We start from the raw sequence: 20,746 nt of genomic DNA on the forward strand, positions 1-20,746 counted from the left end.
CGCGCCGGGCATGGGCGCCGGCCTTGCTTGCCGCCAAGTGCCGCCGAGCGGCTTAACCGAAGCTGAGTGCAGCGCCGGATAGCGTGTTTGCCACTCTCTGCCAACTCGCGCGGCCAGGCGGTAAGCGGCCAGGCGGTAAGCGATGTGTCCCGCCCATGGCCAGCCGCATCAGCGGAAACCGAGGTTACGCAGCGCGAAATAGAGCTGGAACGTATCGCCTCGCCTTGCATCTCCCTGATCTACATAGTCGCGGCGCCAGGTAAGGCCGAGTTCCAGGCAATCGTCCTGATAGGCGAAGCCGAGCCTTGTGCGGATCGGCTGGAACCCGTCCGACCCGGAAAGCGGGTCTTCATCGCTATTCGTCAGATTGACCACGCCCGACCCGAAGACCGACCAGTAATTGGCAAAGGCGACGCGGGCCGCGACACGGGCTTCCTCGCGGTCCTGCAGATCCTCGATCTCGCGGGCGATGTCCCGGTCGAGCCGGAGATAACCCACCTCGACATAGGTGCGGGCGCTGCCCAGGGCCGCGTCGAATTCGTTGCGACGCACGTTCAGGCTGTCCTTGTCGAGGCGGAAGCGATGCGTCAGCTTCACAAGGTCGCGGTACCGTAATTCGGTCCGGCCGACGACGTCCGAAACCCGGTCGGATAATCCCGTGCCGTCCGGCAGGATGTTCCTGTCGGCATCGAGCCGGTAGGATTGACCCAGGGTGGACCTCGCCCGCCAGCCGGGGCGGGTGAACTGCCAGTCGAAGCCATAGGCGACGCGCGCACCATCCTCGAACCGGTCGTAACCCGGAAAGCGGTTGAGCGAGAAGAGATTGGTATCCTCGAGATCAATGGCACGCGAATCCTCGTTCGGGATCGCCAGATTGCGGATCGGCGGGGTGGCGACGAGCTGCACGCGCGGGGTCAGCACCTGGGTTCCGCCGAAGATCGTGCCGATCAGGGGATATTGCACATCCACCGCGCCCAGCGCAACGGCGCGGCCCTGCCATCCGGGCCTGCCGCGATAGAGGGCGGTCTGCGTCAGGGCATTCTCGTCCGAATGGTACAAATCGCCCCGGGCGAGCGCGGTGAAGGTGACCGCCTGTCCGAAGCGCGTAAGACGGCGCAAGTCCCACCGGCCACCTGCAAAGGCGCGCTGCGTATCCTGTCCGTCGTCGCGGAAGATGGCCAGCGTGTTCGCATGCAGTTCGATCTGCCCGCCGAGCAGCGGGTCGGCGAGCCGGCGACGGTAATCCACGACCGGCAGGGCGAGGGGCACCTGCCCCTGCCGCGCATCCAGTCGCAGGGTCTGCGTGCCCCATCCTGCCGCCTGGAAATAGGAATCCTCGTCCACCCGTTCGAGCGAGAAGGTGGAGCGCAGGCGATCCTCGCGGCTGATGTCGTAGCGGCGCAGGAAAGTGCGGTCGCTGGCGATACGCACGACGCTGTCGAAGCTCCAGTTCTCGTCAAGCTGGAACCGGCCGTTGGCGAAGAAATAGCCGCGCAGATCATCTTCGGTAATCTCCTCCTCGACGGCCGGATCGAAAGCGGCGATCCGGCGGCTTTGCGTCAGATAGCCGGTGATCTGATAGGCGCCGCGGTCCGTCAGATGGCGATATTGCGCCGACGCCATCGGCGGGGCATCGGTAAACAGATAGGCGCTGCCGGTAAGATCCCGGTCATCCGCCAGCCGCCAGTAATAGCTTCCGCTGATCTCGAAACCGTTGGATTGCGACAGGCGCACGTCCGGAATGAGGAAGCCGGAGGCACCGCCGCCATCGGTCCGCAGGGCAAGGCCGGGCAGGGGCAGCAGCCTGGCACCGAAGATTTCCAGATAGGCGCCGGTGAAACGCACGCGGTTCCGGTCCGGATCGTAGGCCGCCTGAGTCGCGGTGATCCGCCAGGACGGTGTCTTGTCGCAGCCCTCCGGCCCCGTTACGGCGCAGGCGCTGTAGGCCGCATCGGTCAGCACGATATTGCCATTGTCCAGCCGCTCGCCCTGCCGCGCCGCCAGCCTGCCGCCCTCCACCAGGGCGAGCAGCAGATTTTCCATCGCACCCGTCTCGAAACGGTCGGTCATCTCGAGGCGGTCGGTAAAGATGCGGTTGCCGCTTGCATCCTGGAAGCGGACATTGCCCTGCGCCGTGACGATCCCGCTTTCCAGGTTCCAGCTGACATTGTCGGACAGCACCGTTCCATCGGCGCTGCGCACGAAGATATTGCCGCTGCCGCTGATCTGGCCGGAGGCACGATCATAGACGATCCTGTCGGCGCGGACATAGCGCCCCTCCGCCGTCAGGACGACATTGCCGGTCGCGACGACGGTGTCGAGAGTGTTGTCGTAGCTGATTTCGGCGGCGGAAAAATCCACGCTTTCCGGTGGTTCGAGAGCGCCGGGCGACAGGGTAGGCACTTCGGGCAGGGGAACCCCGTCATCCGCGTCTTCCGGATCGGGCAATTCGGGGCCGACCGGCTGCGGCAGGCCGGCATTTTCCTCTCCCGCATAGATCGGATCGCGCGGATCGGGCAGCTCCACCGGCTCGATCGCGGTGTCTGTGCCGGGGGCCGCGCCTTCCTGCGCGGCGAGCGGCGCGGCGGAACAAAACGCCAGCAGGACCGCTGCACCTGTAAAGGGAAAAAGGGTGACGGAACGCCGCGCCTGCCCGTTGATCGAGCTGCCCGCGAGGGCTGGCAGAACGGACGGCGGCGGCGTGGGCATGGCTTGCCTATGTCACCGCCGCGCCTTAATCGCAATCGCCATTGCAGGCTCGATCACGGGCCCCTGAAAACAGAGATATACCGGAGACCTTGATGAAATTCGAAATTCAGAGCGATGCCTCGGCAAATGCCGCTGCAAATGCCGACGTGATCGCATACGTCGTCCATAAGGGCGACATGCCTGCCGATGCCGAAGGTGTGCTGCGCGAAGGGGCGGAGGCCGCACGGTTCAAGGGCACTGCCGGGCAGATTTTCGAAACTTTCGTGGAGCGGGGCGGCAAGACGCGCCGCGTGGCGCTGGCAGGATCGGGCAAGGCCGATGCCGATGCCGACGACCGCATGGCGAAGCTGGAGAAAGCGGGCGGTTCCATCGCAGCGCGCTATAATTGCAGCGGCGTGAAGGTGATCGAACTGAACTTCGCCGGCAGCGGCCTCGATGCTGCCGGTGCGGCGGCGGTGATGCTGGGCCTGCGCCTGCGCGGCTGGCGTTACGATGTCTATCGCACCACGCAGAAAGACGACCAGAAGGTTACGCTGGAAAAGGTGGTGGTGACCGGCGCGCCGGACGGCCTCGACGCCGCCTGGCAGGATGCCGGTGCCGTGGCGACCGGCGTCGAATTCGCCCGCGAACTGGTGTTCGAACCTGCCAACGTCGTCTACCCGGTCAGCTTCGTCGAACGCTGCCGGAGCCGCTTCGAGGGCACCGGCGCGGAACTGACCGTACTGGACGAGGAGGCGATGGAGAAGCTGGGCATGAAGGCCCTGCTCGGCGTCGGCCAGGGCAGTGCGCAGCCCTCGCGCGTGCTGGCGATCCGCTGGAACGGCGGTGCCGAAGGCGATGCGCCCACGGCTTTCGTCGGCAAGGGCGTGACCTTCGACTCGGGCGGTATCTCGATCAAGCCCGGTGCTGGCATGGAAGACATGAAATGGGACATGGGCGGTTCCGCCGCCGTGGCCGGGTCGATGCTGGCCATGGTGAAGCGCAAGGCGAAGGCGAATCTGGTCGGCGTCGTCGGTCTCGCTGAAAACATGCCCGACGGTGCGGCCCAGCGCCCGAGCGACGTGGTGAAATCCATGTCGGGACAGACGATCGAGATCGTCAATACCGATGCCGAAGGGCGGCTGGTGCTGTGCGATGCGCTGCACTGGACGCAGCAGACCTTCAAGCCGAAGCGGATCGTCGACCTGGCGACTCTGACCGGCGCGATGATCATCTCGCTCGGCTCCGAACATGGCGGCGTCTTTTCCAATGACGACACGCTGGCGGAGGAACTGCTGGCGGCGGGGAAGGAAAGTGGCGACAGATTGTGGCGCTTCCCGCTCTCGCCTGCTTACGACAAGCTGATCGACTCCCACATCGCCGACATGAAGAACACCGGCCCGCGCGGGGCAGGTTCCATCACGGCGGCGCAGTTCCTGCAGCGGTTCATCGCCAAGGACACGCCCTGGGCGCATTGCGACATCGCCGGAATGGTCTGGGCGGACAAGGCCGGTGCCACCCATGACAAGGGTGCGACCGGTTACGGCGTGCGCCTGATCGACCGCTTCGTCCGCGACAGCGTCGAGGGCTGAATGAAGCGTGGCCCGCATGCGGAAGAAGGGCGATCTGCCGAGCAGGATCTGCGCCGCATGCGGGCTGCCGTTCACCTGGCGCAGGAAATGGGCACGCGACTGGGAGAATGTCCGCTATTGTTCCGACCGCTGCCGGGGCAAGGGGTCGAAACCGGGTTGATGCGTGTCGGGGCGGCGAACGGCGCGAAAGCGTGGCATGCGCGTTGATTTCTACCAATTGAGCCGCGATCCGGCGGAGAAAGTCGTGCCGCTGCTCGCCCGCGCCACGTTCAAGGCCGGGGAACGCCTTCTGGTGGTGTCCGGCGACGCGGCGCAATTGCAGGGCATCAGCGATGCGCTGTGGGATCAGGGCGGCGGCAGCTTCCTCGCCAATGGGCTGGCCGGGGCAGGGCAGGAGGAGCGGCAGCCCGCGCTGCTGTCCCGCACCATGGAAGCGAGAAACGGCGCGAGATATTGCGCCCTTGCCGACGGGCAGTGGCGCGAGGGCGCCGACGATTTCGCCCGCGTGTTCCTGCTGTTCGGCGATGCGCATCTGAAGGAGGCCCGCGCCTGCTGGCGGATGCTGGACGGGCGCGACGGACTGGAGCGCAATTTCTGGAAGCAGGAGGGCGGAAAATGGACGAGGGCGGCATGATCTGCGCAAGGATCCTGCCAGTGCGCCTCGCCGCCACGATGGCGGTGGCCCTGACGCTCGGCGCGTGTGACGAATCGCCCGAAGAGGCGGCGGAGGACGTGGTGGGTGATCGCGGTTTCTTCACCGTCAATCCCGAAACCCGTGAAACGATGTCGGCCATCCCCCTCGACGGGCAACCCGACACGGTGATGGTCTCGGGCGGAGAACTGGCCGGGCCGCTACCCTTGGGCTTCACCATGCCTGAAGGCGCGAGAGTGCTCGATTCCACTTTCGTCTCGCGCGGCGAGAAACGGAGCGCGCTGGTGATCTTCGAGATTGCCGCCACGCCGGAAGAACTGGCTGCGTTCTACCGCAAGCAGGCGGCATCGGCGGGCATCGAAACCGATGTCACGCTGGATGGCGAGGCTGGCCGCCTCGTCGCAGGGCGGCAGGGGACATCGCGATTCTCGCTGAACGCGGCGCGCGAGGGCGATGTCACGGCGGCGCAACTGATGATCAGCGACGGGCTGGATTGATCGGGATACTTGCCGTCAGCGCCGCAGGTCGCTAGGGGCGCGCGCAATCTCCACCCGTTCATTCAAGACAGGAAATCTACCATGGCGGTTACCCGCACCTTTTCGATCATCAAGCCCGATGCCACCCGCCGCAACCTGACAGGCGGCGTCACCAAGATGCTGGAAGATGCCGGCCTGCGCATCGTCGCATCCAGGCGCATCCGCATGAGCGAGGACCAGGCGAAGAGCTTCTACGAAGTGCACAAGGACCGCCCCTTCTACGGCGAACTGGTCGATTTCATGACGAGCGGCCCGGTCGTCGTGCAGGTTCTGGAAGGCGAGGATGCCGTGAAGCGCAACCGCGACATCATGGGCGCGACCAACCCGGCCGAAGCCGAGGAAGGCACGATCCGCAAGACCTATGCCGAAAGCATCGAAGCCAATTCGGTGCATGGGTCCGACAGCGACGAGAATGCGGCGAAGGAGATCAGCTTCTTCTTTACGGAGGACGAAATCGTCGGCTGAACGGCCTGAGTTCCGGGTGCCGGCGAAAAGCGGATCGCGACTTTTTGCCGGTATTTCCGCGTTTTAACATTTGAATATTCACGCATTGTTCCGGGGGCGCTATGTCGGAAACATGGCACCGGGGAATTCATTGCATCGGCCGCGAGGGCCCGGGCTGCGCCGCGCATTTCATTGCGCGTATCGACGCGCGTGGGGCGGGCTTTCGTCATGATGCGCTTCCGTCAGAAGCGAGTCGCCCGTGATTTCATCCAGGCGTTGAACGACAGGGACGGCGATCGGGCGATCGGGATGCTCGATCCTGCCATCACCTACATAGACAGTCGCGGTGTCACATTGATCGGGCGCGACGATGTCGCCGAACTGATCCGCAGGCTTCTGGATGTTCCGAGCCGGTATATCCAGACGATCGAGGATATCAGCATGCGCAAAGGCGAATTGCTGATCAGTGCCAGCGTAACCGCGGACGATGCGGAATTTACCGGCAAGGTCCTGATCCGCATGGTTCAGGATGCCGGGAAGATCGCGGTTTACCAGAGCTATCGGTCCAGCCCGCCGGTGTCCATGGCGATGCTGCTGGTGCCGGAACTCGCCAGGCGTGGACCGGATGGCGACGAAACCGCAATTCCGGTGTAGAAATCTAGCTGGTAATTTCGCCGGATCGGGCCAGCTGGTGCCGGTGCGCGTGATGCGTGCCTCGCCCGGCGAGCCGCTGCTCCTGTTTCATGGCATTCATCGCCGCCGGTGACAGCTGCATGCCGAGTTCGGCATAGATCCGCCGGACCGCACTGCGCCAATCGGCCGAAATCGCGCTGAAATCGACTTCCGCGACCGGCCCGTCATGGCGCGCCAGCGCAGAGCGCATCCTCTCGCGGCGCAGCGCGATCTTGCCGGCCCATTCATCTTCGATCCACGCAAGGTCCACCGTATCGGACTGGATGGTCATCTGGTTGGCCACCAGCGAAGCGGCACTACGCGCCACGTCCGCATCCTCGCGCCGGGCGATCACCAGCCGGGCGCCGGGGAATTGCCGCAGCAATTCGGGCAGGTCCTCGGCAAATTGCGGCACCTTCATCACGCGCGGTCGGTCGGCATTGCCGTGGAAGGCGGCGTCGGTCCGCAGGATGCGCGCGAATTCGGTATAGATGGACCCGGCATCGCGCCCTTCGCTGAAACGGCTGTAGGACGGGATGCGCCATTGCGCTTCATAGGCAGCGGCGTCGAGGGCTGATGCGAGCCAGCCGAGTTCCTCATCCACCCGGCCCGCGCCGAAGGGGTGGATCGTATCGATCCACGGGTTCAGCCTGCGGCCGCAGAACAGCGCGAAGCCGCTCCGCAGCGGGCGCAGGTCGAACCGCGACGGCACGGGGTTCCAGCTGTCGCAAAACCGGGTGGCGGCATGGGCCGGGTCGGCGGCCAGCAGCCGGTGAATGCGCGTGGTGCCCGCGCGCATCTGGCCGATGATGATGATGGGATCGGCAAGCGGAGTGTTCGCCCGCGCGGGTTCGTCGCGCCACAGCCGCCCCAGGCCATGGCGTTGCCGAACGACCCGCGCCAGCTGGCCATGGGCGATGGCGCGGCCCAGATTGTTGAGGCGGGCCTCGGCCTTCAGCGCGGCACACAGCCGCTCCAGCCGCAGCCGGAAATCGGCCGCCTCCGCTGCACTCCGCCCGCCGCTCTCGTCACTTGCCAAAAAATTGCCGCGCCCGGCTTGCAGGATCGCCTCGGCATCGAGCGACGGGCGGCTGAGCAGCCCGCCCTCCCAGGCGCGGCCCAGCCAGCGGTCCAGCCTGTCCACGAGGGGCGTTCGGGCGAGCAGATGGGAGCGCGGCGGCGGCATCAGCCCTTATCGGCCATTCCGGATCGCATCCGTGCAGCCAGCCGGTTGACGACATGGGGATAAAGCTGGTGTTCGGCGATCAGCACCCGCGCCGCCAGGCTGTCTGCCGTATCTTCAGGCAGGATCCTGACCTTGAGGCATCCCAGGATCTCGCCCGCATCGAGTTCGGCGGTGACGAGGTGTACGGATACGCCCGCTTCGCTGTCGCCTGCCGCAAGCGCGCGTTCGTGGGTGTGCAGCCCGCGATATTTCGGCAGCAGCGACGGGTGAATGTTGATCAGCCGTCCGGGGAAGCGTTCGACGAAAGCTTCGGTCAGGATACGCATGTATCCGGCCAGCACGACGAGTTCGGCTCCCGACCGCTCGATCGTCGCGGCCATGGCGGCATCATGCGCCGCCCGTTCCTGCCCGCAATGGGACAATGCGAATGTCGGCACATCCTCCCCGTCGGCGAAGCGCAGGCCCGGCGCGTCGGGATCGTTGCTGGCGACCAGGACGATCTCGTAAGCGGCCCCCGGCAAGCGGCTGGCGTGCAGCAGCGCCGCCATATTCGTGCCGCTGCCCGAGATCAGCACGGCGACTTTCACCTTGTGCGATCCCGGCGCGGCATCGCCGCCTGCGTCAGCCCTCATGCGTGGCTTCCCAGTCCGACCTTGCCGCCCATGTGCCCTGGCTGCCGCGCACCGTGCAGCCGCGCTGGCCCGCCTCGATCATCCCTATACGCGAGACATCCTCGCCGCAGGCGGTGAGCGCCGCAGCGACTTCGTCCACGAGGTCGGGCGCTACCGCCAGCACCATGCCGATGCCGCAATTGAAGGTGCGGGCCATCTCGGCCGGTTCGATCCGGCCCTGCGCCTGAAGGAAGGCCATCAGGCGGGGCTGGTCCCAGCTATCCGCATCGACCACGGCACGCGCGCCTTCGGGCAGGATGCGCGGGATGTTCTCCAGCAGGCCGCCGCCGGTGACATGGGCCAGCGCGTCCACCTTCCCCGCCTTCAGCAGCGGCAGAAGCGAAGCCACATAGATGCGCGTGGGTTCGATCAAGGCGTCGATCAGCAGTTGTTCCTGGTCGAACAGCGCGGGGCGGTCGAGCTTCCAGGACAGATCCGCCGCCAGCCTCCGGACCAGCGAATAGCCGTTGGAATGCACGCCGGAACTTGCGAGGCCGAGCAGGACATGGCCGGGCGCGACCTCTTCCCCGGTAATCTGTTCGCCGCGCTCCACCGCGCCGACGCAGAAACCGGCCAGATCGTAATCGCCCGGACCATACATGCCGGGCATTTCGGCGGTTTCCCCGCCGATCAGCGCGCAACGGGCGATACGGCAGCCTTCGGCGATGCCGGCAACGACGCGGGTCGCGACATCATTGTTCAATTTGCCGGTGGCAAAATAGTCGAGGAAGAACAGGGGTTCCGCGCCTTGCACGATCAGATCGTTCACGCACATGGCGACGAGGTCGATGCCTACGCTGTCATGCCGGTCATATTCGATTGCCAGCTTCAGCTTGGTGCCCACGCCGTCATTGGCCGCGACCAGCAGCGGATCGGCATAGCCGGCGGCGCGGGGGTCGAAAAACCCGCCGAAACCGCCAAGCTCCGATGTCGCGCCGGGGCGGGCGGTGGCGCGGGCAAGCGGCGCGATGGCCCTGACCAGCGCGTTGCCCGCGGCAATGGACACGCCTGCCTCTGCATAGGTATAGCCGCTTTCGCCGGCGGGTGCGCCGCCTGAATCACTGGTTCCTTCGTCTGTCATAATGGCGGGCATAGACTTTCACGCTTGGATTTCCACGCTTCATTCGGCAAAAGGCGGTCAGTTTTCCCCGATGAGCGATTCCAGCCACTCCACCCGGCCCCAGCGCGGCACAGGTTCCCTGCGGACCATGAAGCGCGCGGCGATGCCTTTCCTGCTCGGGCTGACGGTGCTTGCCGGTGCCGCATTGGTCGCGCAGGTCGGCGGCGATCGCGGTATCGCGCCCGTCGCCAGCAGCAGCGACATCAGTATCGGGGGGGTCGAGGTCGATACCAGCGGCGACACCGCGGAAGAGGCGCGCGCCGCCGGTTGGCAGGAAGCGGCGAAGCTGGCCTGGGAACGTATCGACGGGCCGGAAATCTCCGACTCGCAGCTTGAAGGGCTGGTCTCGGCCATCGTGGTCGAACGCGAACGGATCGGGCCACGGCGCTATATCGCGACACTTGGCGTCATCTTCGACCGGCAGCGGGCCGGGCAGTTCCTCGGCGCGGGCGGGCAGGCGGAGCGGTCGGCACCGATGCTGCTGGTTCCGGTGACGATTTCGGGCGGGGTCGAGCTGGTGTATGAAATGCGGAACCCATGGCAGCGGGCCTGGGCGGAATACCAGACCGGCGGCAGCCGTATCGATTACGTGCGCCCCTCCGGCGCAGGCGGCGATTCGCTGCTGATAAGCGCGGGGCAGGTGAGCCGCCGCAGCCGCACGTGGTGGCGTGTCGTGCTTGACCAGATGGGCGCATCCGACGTGCTCGTGCCCATCGCACAGCTTCGCTACAAATATCCGGGCGGTCCAGTCGAAGGCACTTTCACCGCGCGTTACGGCCCCGACAGCCGCTTCCTCGAGACCTTTACCATGACGGCGGACAGTTCGGCCCAGCTCGATGCCATGCTCGCCCGCGCAGTGGTCCAGTTCGACCGCATTTTCCAGCGGGCGCTGGCGCGGGGCACGCTGGCCCCCGATCCGACGCTCAATCTCGATACGCCGGAACTGGACCCGGCGCTGCAGCGGCTGATCGAAATGGGCCGGCAGGCAGGCGAGCAGGAACGCGCTGCCGCCGCCGCCGAGGCGCAGGCCCGCCGCGAAAGGGCGAATGCCGCAGCAGCGCGGGAAGCGCGCGAGGAAGCACCGACCATCACTTTGCCCGAAATACCCGCGCAAACCAGCAGCCATACCGTGCAGTTCAGCACGCCGGATGCGGGCGCGGTGGATGCGACGCTGGCCGCGGTGCGCAGCGCAGCGGGCGTGCGCGGTGTTTCCACCACCAGCCTGGCCCTCGGCGGCACATCCGTCATGTCGGTCAGCTTCGCCGGCGACCTGTCGGCGCTTGCGGCGGCCTTGCGGGCGCGGGGCTTCACCGTCTCGCAAGGGGCGAACTCGCTCTTGATCAGTCGCTGAGAAGCCGCGCCGGTGTCGCAATTCGCGCTTCCGCTGACGCAAAAGCCGGGCCGCGAACCGGCGCGGATCGTGATCGGCAATGCCAATGAAGCTGCTATCGAGGCACTATCCAGCCCGTCCGGCTGGCCATACCGCACCGCGATCCTGTCCGGCCCGCCGCGTTCGGGCCGGTCGCTGCTGGCACGCTGGTTCGCCGCGCAGCCGGGCAACGAAGCGGTGGACGATGCCGATGCGCTGGATGAAACCGCATTGTTCCACCGCTGGAACCGGGCGCAGGAGAGCGGCGATGCGCTGCTGCTGGTGACGGGCGCGGAACGCTGGGACATTGCGCTTCCCGATCTGCGGTCGCGCATGGGCGCGGCGCTGCCTTTGCAGATCGGGGTGCCCGACGATGCGATGGTTGCCGCACTGATCGAAAGCCATGCCGCGCAGGCGGGTCTTGCGCTGGGCGAAGGCGCGCTTACCTATCTCGTGCCGCGTGTCATGCGCAGCTTTGCCGGAGTCGAGACCCTCGTGGCCGCGATCGACAGGCTGAGCCTGGAACGCAAGAGCGCGGCCACCATGTCGCTTTGGCGTGAGGCGCTGGAAGCGGTAAGCGACGCAGAAGCAGGGGCGGAACGGCAGCCACGCTTGATCTGACGGTTATTAGGTGAGAGACTTGCCCCGTGTTCGACCATCTCGTCTCCTATCTGGACTCGATCCGCGCGCGCGACCCCGCGCCGCGTTCCCGCTGGGAAATCCTGCTCTATCCCGGCGTATGGGCCATGGCGCTGCACCGCGTCGCGCATTGGCTGTTCGAGGCCGACCTGTTCTTCCTGGCGCGGCTGGTGAACCATTTTTCGCGCATGATTACCGCCATCGACATTCACCCTGGCGCGGTGATCGGGCGCAATCTGTTCATCGATCACGGGTTTACCGTTATTGGCGAGACTGCCGAAATCGGTGATAATGTCACCATCTATCAATGCGTCACCCTGGGCGGAACCAACCCGACCAACGGCGTTCCGGGCAAGCGTCATCCCACCCTGCGCGACAATGTCATCATCGGGTCGGGTGCGCAGGTGATCGGCCCGATCGAGGTGGGGGAGCGCGCCCGCATCGGCGCCAATGCGGTGGTCACCGACGACGTGCCCGAAGGGGCGACGATGATCGGGATGAAGGCCCGTTCCACGCTGGTGCCGGTGGAAACCTGGATGCGCGGCTTCATGCCCTATGGCACGCCCTGCGATGAAAATACCGCTCCCCGGCCGGAGGACAAGCGGTTGATCGCGCTCGAGGTGCAGGTGAAGGCGCTGCATGACGAGCTGGAGCGGCTGAAAGCGGTTGACGAGGATGCGGCGCGGCGCAGCGGGACGGACAGTTGATGACCGGTCTTACAGGCACGGTGCTCCCGTTTCCGGGGCAGCCAGCCGCGCAAATCGCCTTTGGCCGTGACGAATTGCAGCGCATCCTCGACCTGTACGGGCGAATGGTGGCGGCGGGCCAATGGCGCGATTACGCCATGGATTTCACGCGCGACGCTGCCCTGTTCGATGCCTTCCGCAGGGCCGCCGAACGCCCGCAGACCCGGATCGAGAAGCGTCCGTCGCTGCGGGGTAAGCAAGGCATGTGGACACTGTATGGCGAACAGGGGCAGGTCCTGAAACGCGGCCATGAACTCGGCGGCATTCTCGCGCCGGTGGAACGCCGCCTGTTGAAAGCTGTCGATGCCTGACTGCGGCGCGCCGTGACGATAAAAAACCCTCGCGCCAAACCCGGCGCGAGGGTCTTATCCTGCGAGTTGTAAAGCTCAGCCGCGCGCGGAGGAGGGCGCCGCGTCCTTGCCCAGCACGTCCTGCATCGCCTTCAGGATCGCGCCCGACTGTTCGGCACCCGATTGCGGGGCATGCAGATTGTTCTTTTCGGAAATCTTTTCCCAATTCGCCGCAAAGCCTTCGACGGTGCGCTCGTCATCCTTGAGCCAGACGGCATCGTTCATCATCACCCAGGCGGAATGGAACCCGCCCGCGCCCGCACCGACGATGGCATTGGTCGGCGCATCCTCGCTGACGAGGAACAGGGCGGCCGGCACGACATTTTCAGGGCCGAACAGCTTGAAGGCTTCTTCGGGGAAGAGATCTTCGGTCATCCGCGTTCCGGCGACCGGCGACAGGGAATTGACCTTGATGTCGTATTTCGCGCCTTCGAGATGCAGCGTCTTGGTCAGGCCCGCGAGGCCCAGCTTCGCCGCGCCGTAATTGGCCTGGCCGAAATTGCCGAACAGGCCGGTGGAGCTGCTGGTCATCAGGATGCGGCCATAGGCCTGGTCGCGCATCGTGTCCCATACCGCCTTGGTGGCATAGGCGCTGCCGAGCAGGTGGACGCGGACGACGAATTCGAAATCATCGGGGCTCATCTTGGCGAAGCTCTTGTCGCGCAGCACGCCGGCATTGTTGATCAGGACGTGGACGCCGCCCCATTTCTGCTTCGCATCGGCGACCATCTCTTCCATCTGGTCATATTCTGTCACCGAAGCGCCGTTGGCGATGGCTTCGCCGCCGGCCTTCTCGATTTCCTCGACTACCTGCGCGGCGGCGTCCGACGTGCCGGTGCCATCGCGCGATCCGCCGAGGTCGTTCACCACGACCTTCGCACCGCGGCGGGCGAGTTCCAGGGCATATTCCTTGCCCAGGCCGCCGCCTGCTCCGGTAACGATGGCGACGCGGTCCTTGAAGGAAATGCTCATGTGATCGGTCCTCTTGGTCTGAAAAATTGAAGTTCCGCGCCGGAATGCCACCCTTTCCGGTCCGCTTCAACCATGCTCGCCGTGGTCCGCCATGCCGTAGGGGCAGGGCGTTGCAGACGCGAGGCAGCTCAGCTGCGGAGCGATTCCAGCGCGGCAATACAGTCGGCCATCGTGTCGATGACCGCATCCGCGCCCAGATCCTGCGCGGGCCGGTCGCAATAGCCATAGGCAGCAGCAATCACCGGCACACCGGCAGCGCGGGCCGAACCGATATCATAGCTGCTGTCGCCCACGAAAGCGGCGCGCGCGGTGCCGGCATCCGCGCCGGCCAGGCGGCGGATTATCTCGAAGATCGGGTCCGGCGCGGGCTTCGCGCGGCCCTTGCCCATGGTGTCGCCGCCGATCACCGCCCCGAAATGATGGTCGAGCGACAGTTTCCGCAGGATGTCGGCGGCGAAGCTTTCGAACTTGTTGGTGACCACGGCCAGCTTCACGCCGCGCCGCGCCAGTTCTTCCAGCGTGTCCACCACGCCCGGATAGGGCCGGGACAAATCGGCATTATGCTCGCCGTAATAGGCGAGCAGCGCCTTGTACAAGGGGCGGAAATCCTCGTCGGATATGCCGCCCGTCTCCTCCAGCGCGCGGCGCAGCATCAGCTTGGCCCCGCCGCCGATCAGGCTCTCGATCCGCTCCACCGGGACTGCCGGGCGGTTCGCCAGCTGCAAGGCATGGTTTACCGCCGCGCCCAAGTCCTGATGGGTGTCGAGCAGGGTGCCATCAAGGTCGAAACCGACGATATCGAAGAGAAAATCAGCCATCGCGGCACCGCGTGACGCAAGCGGCTTCAAACCGCAAGAAAATGATGGCAATGCACCCACCATGACCAGACACGCCAATATCGCCGCCATCATCCTCGCCGCCGGCAAGGGAACCCGGATGAAATCCGCCACGCACAAGGTACTGCACCCCATCGCGGGCAGGCCGATGATCGACCATCTGCTGGCATCGGTAAATTTGCTTTCGCCGGAGGAAACTGTCGTGGTGGTCGGTTCGGGCCGCGACCAGATGGAAAGGGCGCTGGAGGGACGCGCGAAAACCGCTTTGCAGGAACCGCAGGAAGGCACCGGCCATGCGGTGCAGCAGGCAAGGGACGCCCTGCGCGATTTCGATGGCGACGTGCTGGTGCTCTACGGCGATGTGCCTTTCGTCCGTCCGGAAACCATGGCGGCCATGCTCGACCGCCTGCATGCGGGCGATGCGCCGGCAGTCGTCGTGCTGGGCTTCGAACCGGCGGATGCGCTGCAATATGGCCGCGTCATCGCCGATGATGCCGGACGGATTGCAAAGATGGTGGAATATAAGGACGCCAGCGAGGACGAACGCGCCTGCGCCCTGTGCAATTCGGGCCTCATGGCCGCGCGCAGCGCCGATATGTTCGACCTGCTGGACCGCGTCGGCAATGAGAATGCCCAGGGCGAATATTACCTGGTCGACATCGTCAATGTCGCCAATGCGGACGGGCGGCATTGCGCCGTGGTGAAGACCGACGATCCCGGTGAGGTGGCGGGCATCAACAGCCGCGCCGAATTGGCGGCGGCAGAGGCGCAGTGGCAGGAATACCGGCGCGAGGAAGCCATGGCCGAAGGGGCCAGCCTGAAGGCACCCGAAACCGTCTTCTTCAGCTGGGACACGCAGCTGGGCCGGGACGTCACCATCGAACCCAATGTTGTCTTCGGGCCGGGAGTCAGGGTCGCGGATGGCGCGACGATCCGCGCCTTCACCCACCTGGAAGGAGCCACCCTGGGCGAAGGCGTCACGGTCGGCCCCTATGCGCGCCTGCGGCCCGGTACGGTGCTTGGGAAAGGCGCCAAGATCGGCAATTTCGTCGAGATCAAGAACGCCACGCTCGGCGAAGGAGCGAAGGCGAGCCATCTCACCTATCTCGGCGATGCCGACATAGGCGCGGGCGCGAATATCGGGGCGGGTACGATCACCTGCAATTACGACGGCTATTTCAAGCATCGGACCGAAATCGGCGACCGTGCCTTCATCGGCTCCAACTCCTCGCTGATCGCGCCGCTGCGAATCGGGGCGGATGCCATCGTGGCTGCCGGGAGCGCGGTGAGCCGCGATGTGGCCGAAGGCGAATTGCGGATGGTCCGCAGCGACCAGCTGGTGAAGCCAGGCTGGGCCGACCGCTTCCACGACACGATGAAGAAGCGGAAGGAACAGCAGAAGAAGTGATTCGCTCCTGATGCCAGACGATAGCGACTCTGCCGGGCAGGACGCGCTTACCTGCTGGCTCTGCGGCCGCCCGTTCGCCACGCGTATCCAGCAGCATCATACCGTGCCCAAGGCGAAGAAGGGCCGCGACACGGTGCCGGTACACCCAATCTGTCACCGGGCGATCCACGCGAATTACAGCAATGCCGAACTCGCCCGCATCGGCAGCGATCGCTCCCGCCTGATGGAAAGCGAACGGATCATGAAATTCGTGAGCTGGGTGCAGGACAAGCCGCCCGACTTCCACGCGCCTACCCGCTGATCCTCAGCTGCGTGCGGGCCGCGCATTGGCGATGGCCAGCGCCGAGCCGATGGAGAGCGCATCTTCGACAATGCCAGTCGCGGTCTGGCCCCAGCGGCGCATCGCCCATTTGCGCGCAGCCAGCCCGACATGCGAAGAAATCAGCGCCGTGCCGATGCCCACCGCAGCACCCACCAGCCTCTGCCTGGGCGGCGCAAGCGTCGCCCCGGAGAAACCGCTGGTGATGGTCCGCGCCAGCAGGCCGAGGAAGACAGTGCGATCAGGCGCGCTCTCCATCTTGTCGCCCGCCATTTCGGCCGCGGCCATTGCCACGCCGCCGGCGGCGATGACCGGATGTTCGAGCAGCCGCGCCTCGGCATTGTCGTAAGGAAGTCTGCCCTGGCGCGCGGCACCTGCCAGCGCAGCCAGCGGCGACATCGATCGTTGCCCGGCGACAAGGCCCATCAGAAGAGAACGCAGCATAAATTATCCTTTCCTTTTGCGCTGCCAACGGGCGAACGGCGGTATTCGATCCGGCGGCTGAACCGAAATCCTTGCAAATTCATCGTGGCCGGCAGATGCTGCGCCCAGAAACCGGGCCTACGGATCACGGCGCGATGAAGCATGAACCGGCGGCTGACATCACCGGAGAAGGACACCGCCATGCCCGATCTTTCGCGCCGCCATCTGCTCGCCGGAACCGCCGCCGTGGGCGTGCTTGCCGCCACGCCTGCAATTGCGCAGCGGCCCGCGCCGGGCACACCGCGCGACCTGTCGGGCAAGTCCATCCTCATAACCGGCACGTCGTCCGGCTTTGGGCGGCTCGGGGCAGAACATTACGCCCGGCGCGGGGCAAAAGTGTTCGCCACCATGCGGAACCTGCCACGGGTCGAGGCGGCACAGCTGGCTGACCTCGCCCGCGCCGAGAGACTCGACATCCACATCATCGAAATCGATGTCCTGTCCGATGAACAGGCCGCGCGCGGCGTCGCCGAGGCCGAGCGGATCAATGGCGGACCGGTGGATGTGCTGGTGAACAACGCCGGTATCGGCATCACCGGCCCGGTCGAGGTGCAGGACATGCAAGCTACGAAGCTGATCTTCGACACCAATGTGTTCGGCGCGCACCGCATGGCACGGGCGGTGCTGCCCGGCATGCGGCAGCGCGGCAGCGGGCAGATCATCCAGATCAGCTCGCAGCTTGGCCGGGTGATCATGCCCCATGGCGGGCATTATTCGGCCACCAAGTTCGCGCTGGAAGCCTTGAGCGAACAGCTCGCCTATGAACTCGTTCCGCATGATATCGATGTATCGATCATCGAACCCGGCGGCTATCCGACCGAGGTCTGGGTCAATCGCAACATCTACACCGGCGCACTGAAGGCGCGAGCGGAGGAAGAACATCTTGCAGGCTATCCGCAAATCGTCGCCAATATGGGTGAAGAAGACGGATCGGGCCGCTCCGCCGATCCGATGGAAGTGCCGCGCGCCATCGAGCAGTTGATCGCCATGGCGCCGGGCACCCGTCCGCTGCGCCAGCCGGTCAGCGGCGGCAATATTCCGCAGGTGGAGATCAACCGGGTCACGGCGGAAACGCAGATCGGCTGGCTGGGCGGGTCGCCTTACGGCCCGGCGATCAGGGCGGTGCTGGGCTAGCGCGTCGATCGCCCTCCTTCGCGCCTGCGGCCTGGCCGGAACCGGCGCTTACCGCGCGGCTACTGGCGCAGGTGGCTGAGACCGTCACCATGAAGAGACGGATATCGCGCCCGCAGGCGGAACGATGAGCACCGGGCAGATGTCCCATGTCGCACACGGTCACCGGCGGTAAGGGGCCGGCGGCCGGTCCCGCCCACAGCCCGCCCTCCCGGTCCTTTGGCAATCCGGAGCATCGCGCTCGATCTTTTTCAGGCGTCACGCCTGGCTTGTCCGCCAATCGCTCGACCGGCGGGGCCAAGCCCTGCACTAGTCAGCCAATTGCCGGAGCAGATAGACATTCTGCAAGGCCAGCAATCTGGCGCGCTGTTCATTGTCCACGCCGCCCGAATGGCCGCCGACCATGTCCTCGTAATAAAGATAGTCGTCGCCATTCGCCTTCATCCGCGCCGCAGCCTTGCGGCCATGGGCGGGGTGCGTGCGGTCGTCGGCGGTGCTCGTGATGTAGAAGGGCTTGGGAAAGTCCTTGTCCTCATTCAGCTTCTGATAGGGGGAATAGGGTTCGATCCACGCCCTTTGTTCCGCGATGCGGGGGTCGCCATATTCGCCGATCCACGAAGCTCCGCGGCCGATCTCGTGATAGCGCAGCATGTCGAACAGGGGGATCTGCACGATGGCGGCATCGAACAGATCGGGGCGCTGGGTGAAGGCGGTGCCGACCAGCAAGCCCCCCTGGCTGCCGCCCTGGATGCCCAGATTATCAGGCGTGGTGAAGCCGCGCTCCACCAGATCTTCCGCCACGGCGATGAAATCGTCCCAGGTGCGCTGCTTGTTTTCACGAATAGCGGTCTGGTGCCAGCCGGGGCCGAATTCGCCGCCGCCGCGAAGATTGGCGAGGACATAGGCACCCCCGCGTTCGAGCCACAATTTGCCCGTCGTACCCAGATAGCCCGGCAGGCGCGGCACCTGGAAGCCGCCGTAACCTGTCAGCAGCGTGGGGGTGTTGCCGCTGCCCTTCATGCCCGCAGGCTTGACGATGAAATAGGGGATGGCGGTGCCATCGGCGCTGATCGCCTCGTGCTGCTCGACCGTCGCGCCGGCAGCGTCGAACAGGACGGGCGAGGATTTCAGCGCCTCGAGGTTCTGCGTCTCGCCATCATAGAGGAAGAGGCGGGTGGGGCTGAGGAAATCGGTGACATTCAGCATCAGCGTGTCGGTCAGATCGTCCGACGATCCGATGCCGATGGTGGCGTTTTCCGGCAGGTCCAGTTCCTGCTGCTGCCATGCGCCATTTGCGCGATCGAAGCGCACCACCTTGCCGCGCACATTGTCGAGCAGCCCGACGTAGAGACCGTCCGACGTGATTGCCGCACCCTGCTTGGTCTGGCGCTCGCCCGGCGCCCAGACCAGCGTGCGCTTCGCGTTGTTCGGGTCGGCCTTCCATTCGTCAAGGCTTGCGGAAATGATCGAGTCTGCGGGAAAGGTCTGTCCGCCCACGCTCCAGTCCACATCGGTCGAGATCAGCACCTGATCGTCCACCAGCCCGTAAGGCGCGGCCTTTTTCGGCAGATCGAGCACGACCCATTCGCCGTCCTTCCACAGCTGATATTCGCGCTCGTGGAAGCTGAGCCCGCGATAGGCGAGGCGGGCACGTTCGACGCCGTCCTTGTCGCGCAGCAAATAGACCCCGGCCGACACATCGGTGGGTTCGCCCCGGAAGATTTCCTGCGCCTGCGAGATGTCCTGCCCGCGCTTCCAGATGCGCGCCGTGTAGGGATACAGGCTTTCCGTCAGCGTGCCTTCGCCGAAATCGCGCCCGACGAGCAGCGTGTCCTTGTCGATCCAGGTGATCCCGCCCTGGCTTTCGGGAAGGGTGAAGCCGCCCTCGACGAAGCTCTTCGTCACGCGGTCGAACTCGCGCATGACAGTCGCATCCTTGCCGCCATCGGAGAGCGCAACCATGCAGTGCCGGCCTTCCGGCGGCAGGCAGGTCATGCCGCCATAGACCCATTCGCGTCCCTCGGCAGCGGCCAGAGCGTCGACATCGAGCACCGTTTCCCATTCGGGCTCGTCGGTGCGGTAGCTTTCCAGGGTCGTGCGCCGCAGGATGCCCTTGGGATTGGCCTTGTCCTGCCAGAAATTATACATGCCGTCGCGCGCGAAGCCGACATAGGGAATGCGGTCGTCGGAATCGAGGATCGCCAGCGCTTCGGCCTTGAGTGTTTCGAAACGCGGGTCGGCGGTGAGTTCGGCTTCCGTCCGCGCATTCTCGGCGCGCACCCAGTCCAGTGCCCGGTCGCTGCGGGCCTCTTCCAGCCAGATGAAGGGATCGGTGCTCTCGTCCGGCACGCCCGTAGTGCTGGCGGGCGCGGTGGTCTGTGCGGCTGCGGGGGTCATGCTGGTTCCCAAGGCAATGCTGGCGGCGGCGGTGGCCATCGCGCGTATGAATGTTCTTTTCATGATCTGCTTCCCTGACGTCTGCCTGGCGGCAAATTGCCCGCAAGGCGCATGAAAGGCAACAGGGGGAGGGCCGCGCATCCTCAATAATATGGCCGAAGAAAAGGGCGGCAAATGGCCGCCCTTCGTTATCGGCATCCTCAATAATATGGCCGACGAAAAGGGCGGCAAATGGCCGCCCTTCGTTATCTGTCGCAAGCGATCCGGCCTCAGCCCTCGACATGCTCCGCCAGCACGGTCAACCCGCCATCGCCGACTTCGGCGAAACCGCCGCGCACGGCGATATTTTCCGGCGTCGCGCCCGGGGTTCTGACGATCTGCACATTACCGTCGCGAATGGTCGACATGAACGGGGCATGCCCCTCCAGCACGCCGAATTCTCCGTCGGTGCCGGGGACGATCACCATGTGGACATCTTCCGACCGGACGAGCGCGGCGGGCGTGACGAGTTCGAAATGCAGGGGCATGATCTGTT

Annotated in this window: 23 protein-coding genes; 13 read left to right on the plus strand and 10 right to left on the minus strand. The window is 65.4% G+C overall.

Annotated elements, in window-relative coordinates; all coding sequences use genetic code 11:
* Positions 1-168: 168 nt before the first annotated feature.
* Positions 169-2,709, minus strand: a complete 2,541-nt coding sequence (locus HG250_RS01890) for an LPS-assembly protein LptD (RefSeq protein ID WP_170002282.1) — start codon at positions 2,707-2,709, stop codon at positions 169-171.
* Between the two features lie 92 nt (positions 2,710-2,801).
* Between HG250_RS01890 and HG250_RS01895 the strand changes: the two genes are divergently transcribed.
* The 6 genes from HG250_RS01895 to HG250_RS01920 all read left to right on the plus strand — a co-directional run bounded on the left by HG250_RS01895 (position 2,802) and on the right by HG250_RS01920 (position 6,566).
* Positions 2,802-4,280 (plus strand): leucyl aminopeptidase, encoded by a 1,479-nt coding sequence (locus HG250_RS01895; RefSeq protein ID WP_170002284.1) that lies wholly within the window; start codon positions 2,802-2,804, stop codon positions 4,278-4,280.
* Positions 4,281-4,296: 16 nt separating this feature from the next.
* Complete coding sequence (locus HG250_RS01900; protein WP_205763497.1) at positions 4,297-4,440, plus strand: DUF2256 domain-containing protein; 144 nt, start codon at positions 4,297-4,299, stop codon at positions 4,438-4,440.
* 36 nt (positions 4,441-4,476) lie between these two features.
* On the plus strand, positions 4,477-4,914 hold the full coding sequence (locus HG250_RS01905; RefSeq protein ID WP_170002289.1) for a DNA polymerase III subunit chi: 438 nt from the start codon (positions 4,477-4,479) through the stop codon (positions 4,912-4,914).
* On the plus strand, positions 4,896-5,429 hold the full coding sequence (locus tag HG250_RS01910) for a hypothetical protein (RefSeq protein ID WP_170002291.1): 534 nt from the start codon (positions 4,896-4,898) through the stop codon (positions 5,427-5,429). Before HG250_RS01905 ends, HG250_RS01910 begins: the two co-directional genes overlap by 19 nt.
* Before the next feature lie 81 nt (positions 5,430-5,510).
* Positions 5,511-5,933 (plus strand): nucleoside-diphosphate kinase, encoded by a 423-nt coding sequence (gene ndk, locus HG250_RS01915; protein ID WP_170002293.1) that lies wholly within the window; start codon positions 5,511-5,513, stop codon positions 5,931-5,933.
* Positions 5,934-6,140: 207 nt separating this feature from the next.
* Positions 6,141-6,566 carry a nuclear transport factor 2 family protein gene (locus HG250_RS01920; protein ID WP_170002295.1) on the plus strand — a complete coding sequence of 142 codons (426 nt, stop codon included), beginning with the start codon at positions 6,141-6,143 and terminating at the stop codon, positions 6,564-6,566.
* A gap of 4 nt (positions 6,567-6,570) precedes the next feature.
* Here HG250_RS01920 and HG250_RS01925 read toward each other — a convergent pair whose 3' ends face one another.
* Genes HG250_RS01925 through purM form a run of 3 tightly spaced genes read right to left on the minus strand, consistent with a single transcriptional unit; the run spans position 6,571 to position 9,522 of the window.
* Positions 6,571-7,770: a sulfotransferase family protein gene (locus HG250_RS01925; RefSeq protein WP_170002297.1), complete on the minus strand. Its 1,200-nt coding sequence runs from the start codon at positions 7,768-7,770 to the stop codon at positions 6,571-6,573.
* The gene (gene purN / locus HG250_RS01930; protein WP_170002299.1) at positions 7,770-8,402 is read right to left on the minus strand and encodes a phosphoribosylglycinamide formyltransferase; all 633 of its coding nucleotides are present in this window, start codon (positions 8,400-8,402) and stop codon (positions 7,770-7,772) included. The genes HG250_RS01925 and purN overlap by 1 nt, the downstream gene beginning before the upstream one ends.
* A complete protein-coding gene (gene purM, locus HG250_RS01935) occupies positions 8,392-9,522 on the minus strand; it encodes a phosphoribosylformylglycinamidine cyclo-ligase (RefSeq protein ID WP_170002301.1) in 1,131 nt (376 codons plus the stop codon). Before purM ends, purN begins: the two co-directional genes overlap by 11 nt.
* Positions 9,523-9,592: 70 nt before the next feature.
* Here purM and HG250_RS01940 point away from each other — a divergent pair, with 70 nt between their 5' ends.
* Genes HG250_RS01940 through HG250_RS01955 form a run of 4 tightly spaced genes read left to right on the plus strand, consistent with a single transcriptional unit; the run spans position 9,593 to position 12,626 of the window.
* Positions 9,593-10,912, plus strand: coding sequence for a heavy-metal-associated domain-containing protein (locus tag HG250_RS01940; RefSeq protein WP_240956854.1), 1,320 nt, complete (start codon positions 9,593-9,595; stop codon positions 10,910-10,912).
* Between the two features lie 12 nt (positions 10,913-10,924).
* The gene (locus tag HG250_RS01945; protein WP_170002303.1) at positions 10,925-11,551 is read left to right on the plus strand and encodes a P-loop NTPase family protein; all 627 of its coding nucleotides are present in this window, start codon (positions 10,925-10,927) and stop codon (positions 11,549-11,551) included.
* A gap of 26 nt (positions 11,552-11,577) precedes the next feature.
* Positions 11,578-12,276 (plus strand): serine O-acetyltransferase EpsC, encoded by a 699-nt coding sequence (gene epsC / locus HG250_RS01950; RefSeq protein ID WP_170002305.1) that lies wholly within the window; start codon positions 11,578-11,580, stop codon positions 12,274-12,276.
* Positions 12,276-12,626: a DUF2794 domain-containing protein gene (locus HG250_RS01955; protein WP_170002307.1), complete on the plus strand. Its 351-nt coding sequence runs from the start codon at positions 12,276-12,278 to the stop codon at positions 12,624-12,626. The genes epsC and HG250_RS01955 overlap by 1 nt, the downstream gene beginning before the upstream one ends.
* Before the next feature lie 75 nt (positions 12,627-12,701).
* Here the strand turns inward: HG250_RS01955 and HG250_RS01960 are convergent, their stop codons facing one another.
* Positions 12,702-13,637, minus strand: coding sequence for an SDR family NAD(P)-dependent oxidoreductase (locus HG250_RS01960; protein WP_170002309.1), 936 nt, complete (start codon positions 13,635-13,637; stop codon positions 12,702-12,704).
* A gap of 128 nt (positions 13,638-13,765) precedes the next feature.
* The gene (locus tag HG250_RS01965; protein WP_170002311.1) at positions 13,766-14,455 is read right to left on the minus strand and encodes an HAD hydrolase-like protein; all 690 of its coding nucleotides are present in this window, start codon (positions 14,453-14,455) and stop codon (positions 13,766-13,768) included.
* A 61-nt stretch (positions 14,456-14,516) separates the two neighbouring features.
* Between HG250_RS01965 and glmU the strand changes: the two genes are divergently transcribed.
* Positions 14,517-15,881, plus strand: coding sequence for a bifunctional UDP-N-acetylglucosamine diphosphorylase/glucosamine-1-phosphate N-acetyltransferase GlmU (gene glmU / locus HG250_RS01970; protein WP_170002313.1), 1,365 nt, complete (start codon positions 14,517-14,519; stop codon positions 15,879-15,881).
* Between the two features lie 10 nt (positions 15,882-15,891).
* A complete protein-coding gene (locus HG250_RS01975) occupies positions 15,892-16,182 on the plus strand; it encodes an HNH endonuclease signature motif containing protein (protein ID WP_170002315.1) in 291 nt (96 codons plus the stop codon).
* Between the two features lie 3 nt (positions 16,183-16,185).
* Here HG250_RS01975 and HG250_RS01980 read toward each other — a convergent pair whose 3' ends face one another.
* Positions 16,186-16,644 (minus strand): DUF4126 domain-containing protein, encoded by a 459-nt coding sequence (locus tag HG250_RS01980; RefSeq protein WP_170002317.1) that lies wholly within the window; start codon positions 16,642-16,644, stop codon positions 16,186-16,188.
* On the minus strand, positions 16,626-16,826 hold the full coding sequence (locus HG250_RS01985) for a hypothetical protein (RefSeq protein WP_170002319.1): 201 nt from the start codon (positions 16,824-16,826) through the stop codon (positions 16,626-16,628). Before HG250_RS01985 ends, HG250_RS01980 begins: the two co-directional genes overlap by 19 nt.
* Here HG250_RS01985 and HG250_RS01990 point away from each other — a divergent pair.
* Positions 16,825-17,817: an SDR family oxidoreductase gene (locus HG250_RS01990; RefSeq protein WP_170002321.1), complete on the plus strand. Its 993-nt coding sequence runs from the start codon at positions 16,825-16,827 to the stop codon at positions 17,815-17,817. The two genes, HG250_RS01985 and HG250_RS01990, sit on opposite strands and share 2 nt — an antisense overlap.
* 306 nt (positions 17,818-18,123) lie before the next feature.
* On the opposite strand, the gene HG250_RS01995 is transcribed toward HG250_RS01990, so the two are convergent.
* Positions 18,124-20,274, minus strand: a complete 2,151-nt coding sequence (locus HG250_RS01995) for a prolyl oligopeptidase family serine peptidase (RefSeq protein ID WP_170002323.1) — start codon at positions 20,272-20,274, stop codon at positions 18,124-18,126.
* Positions 20,275-20,480: 206 nt separating this feature from the next.
* Entirely contained in the window at positions 20,481-20,738 is a 258-nt protein-coding gene (locus HG250_RS02000; protein ID WP_170002325.1) for an ATP synthase F1 subunit epsilon, read from the minus strand.
* Between the last annotated feature and the right edge of the window lie 8 nt (positions 20,739-20,746).

Origin of the sequence: Pseudopontixanthobacter vadosimaris (assembly GCF_012979275.1) — a bacterium.
In the GTDB taxonomy this organism is placed as follows: domain Bacteria; phylum Pseudomonadota; class Alphaproteobacteria; order Sphingomonadales; family Sphingomonadaceae; genus Pseudopontixanthobacter; species Pseudopontixanthobacter vadosimaris.

What these genes read in the sequence shown, in the direction of transcription:
- HG250_RS02000 (WP_170002325.1), bottom strand. Translation starts at nt 20,738, where the DNA reads ATGCCCCTGCATTTCGAACTCGTCACGCCCGCCGCGCTCGTCCGGTCG.
- purM (WP_170002301.1), bottom strand. Translation starts at nt 9,522, where the DNA reads ATGACAGACGAAGGAACCAGTGATTCAGGCGGCGCACCCGCCGGCGAA.
- HG250_RS01895 (WP_170002284.1), top strand. Translation starts at nt 2,802, where the DNA reads ATGAAATTCGAAATTCAGAGCGATGCCTCGGCAAATGCCGCTGCAAAT.
- ndk (WP_170002293.1), top strand. Translation starts at nt 5,511, where the DNA reads ATGGCGGTTACCCGCACCTTTTCGATCATCAAGCCCGATGCCACCCGC.
- HG250_RS01995 (WP_170002323.1), bottom strand. Translation starts at nt 20,274, where the DNA reads ATGAAAAGAACATTCATACGCGCGATGGCCACCGCCGCCGCCAGCATT.
- purN (WP_170002299.1), bottom strand. Translation starts at nt 8,402, where the DNA reads ATGAGGGCTGACGCAGGCGGCGATGCCGCGCCGGGATCGCACAAGGTG.
- HG250_RS01965 (WP_170002311.1), bottom strand. Translation starts at nt 14,455, where the DNA reads ATGGCTGATTTTCTCTTCGATATCGTCGGTTTCGACCTTGATGGCACC.
- HG250_RS01910 (WP_170002291.1), top strand. Translation starts at nt 4,896, where the DNA reads ATGGACGAGGGCGGCATGATCTGCGCAAGGATCCTGCCAGTGCGCCTC.
- HG250_RS01920 (WP_170002295.1), top strand. Translation starts at nt 6,141, where the DNA reads ATGATGCGCTTCCGTCAGAAGCGAGTCGCCCGTGATTTCATCCAGGCG.
- HG250_RS01925 (WP_170002297.1), bottom strand. Translation starts at nt 7,770, where the DNA reads ATGCCGCCGCCGCGCTCCCATCTGCTCGCCCGAACGCCCCTCGTGGAC.
- HG250_RS01955 (WP_170002307.1), top strand. Translation starts at nt 12,276, where the DNA reads ATGACCGGTCTTACAGGCACGGTGCTCCCGTTTCCGGGGCAGCCAGCC.
- HG250_RS01990 (WP_170002321.1), top strand. Translation starts at nt 16,825, where the DNA reads ATGCCCGATCTTTCGCGCCGCCATCTGCTCGCCGGAACCGCCGCCGTG.
- HG250_RS01900 (WP_205763497.1), top strand. Translation starts at nt 4,297, where the DNA reads ATGCGGAAGAAGGGCGATCTGCCGAGCAGGATCTGCGCCGCATGCGGG.
- HG250_RS01905 (WP_170002289.1), top strand. Translation starts at nt 4,477, where the DNA reads ATGCGCGTTGATTTCTACCAATTGAGCCGCGATCCGGCGGAGAAAGTC.
- HG250_RS01940 (WP_240956854.1), top strand. Translation starts at nt 9,593, where the DNA reads ATGAGCGATTCCAGCCACTCCACCCGGCCCCAGCGCGGCACAGGTTCC.
- glmU (WP_170002313.1), top strand. Translation starts at nt 14,517, where the DNA reads ATGACCAGACACGCCAATATCGCCGCCATCATCCTCGCCGCCGGCAAG.
- HG250_RS01985 (WP_170002319.1), bottom strand. Translation starts at nt 16,826, where the DNA reads ATGGCGGTGTCCTTCTCCGGTGATGTCAGCCGCCGGTTCATGCTTCAT.
- HG250_RS01890 (WP_170002282.1), bottom strand. Translation starts at nt 2,709, where the DNA reads ATGCCCACGCCGCCGCCGTCCGTTCTGCCAGCCCTCGCGGGCAGCTCG.
- HG250_RS01980 (WP_170002317.1), bottom strand. Translation starts at nt 16,644, where the DNA reads ATGCTGCGTTCTCTTCTGATGGGCCTTGTCGCCGGGCAACGATCGATG.
- HG250_RS01960 (WP_170002309.1), bottom strand. Translation starts at nt 13,637, where the DNA reads ATGAGCATTTCCTTCAAGGACCGCGTCGCCATCGTTACCGGAGCAGGC.
- HG250_RS01975 (WP_170002315.1), top strand. Translation starts at nt 15,892, where the DNA reads ATGCCAGACGATAGCGACTCTGCCGGGCAGGACGCGCTTACCTGCTGG.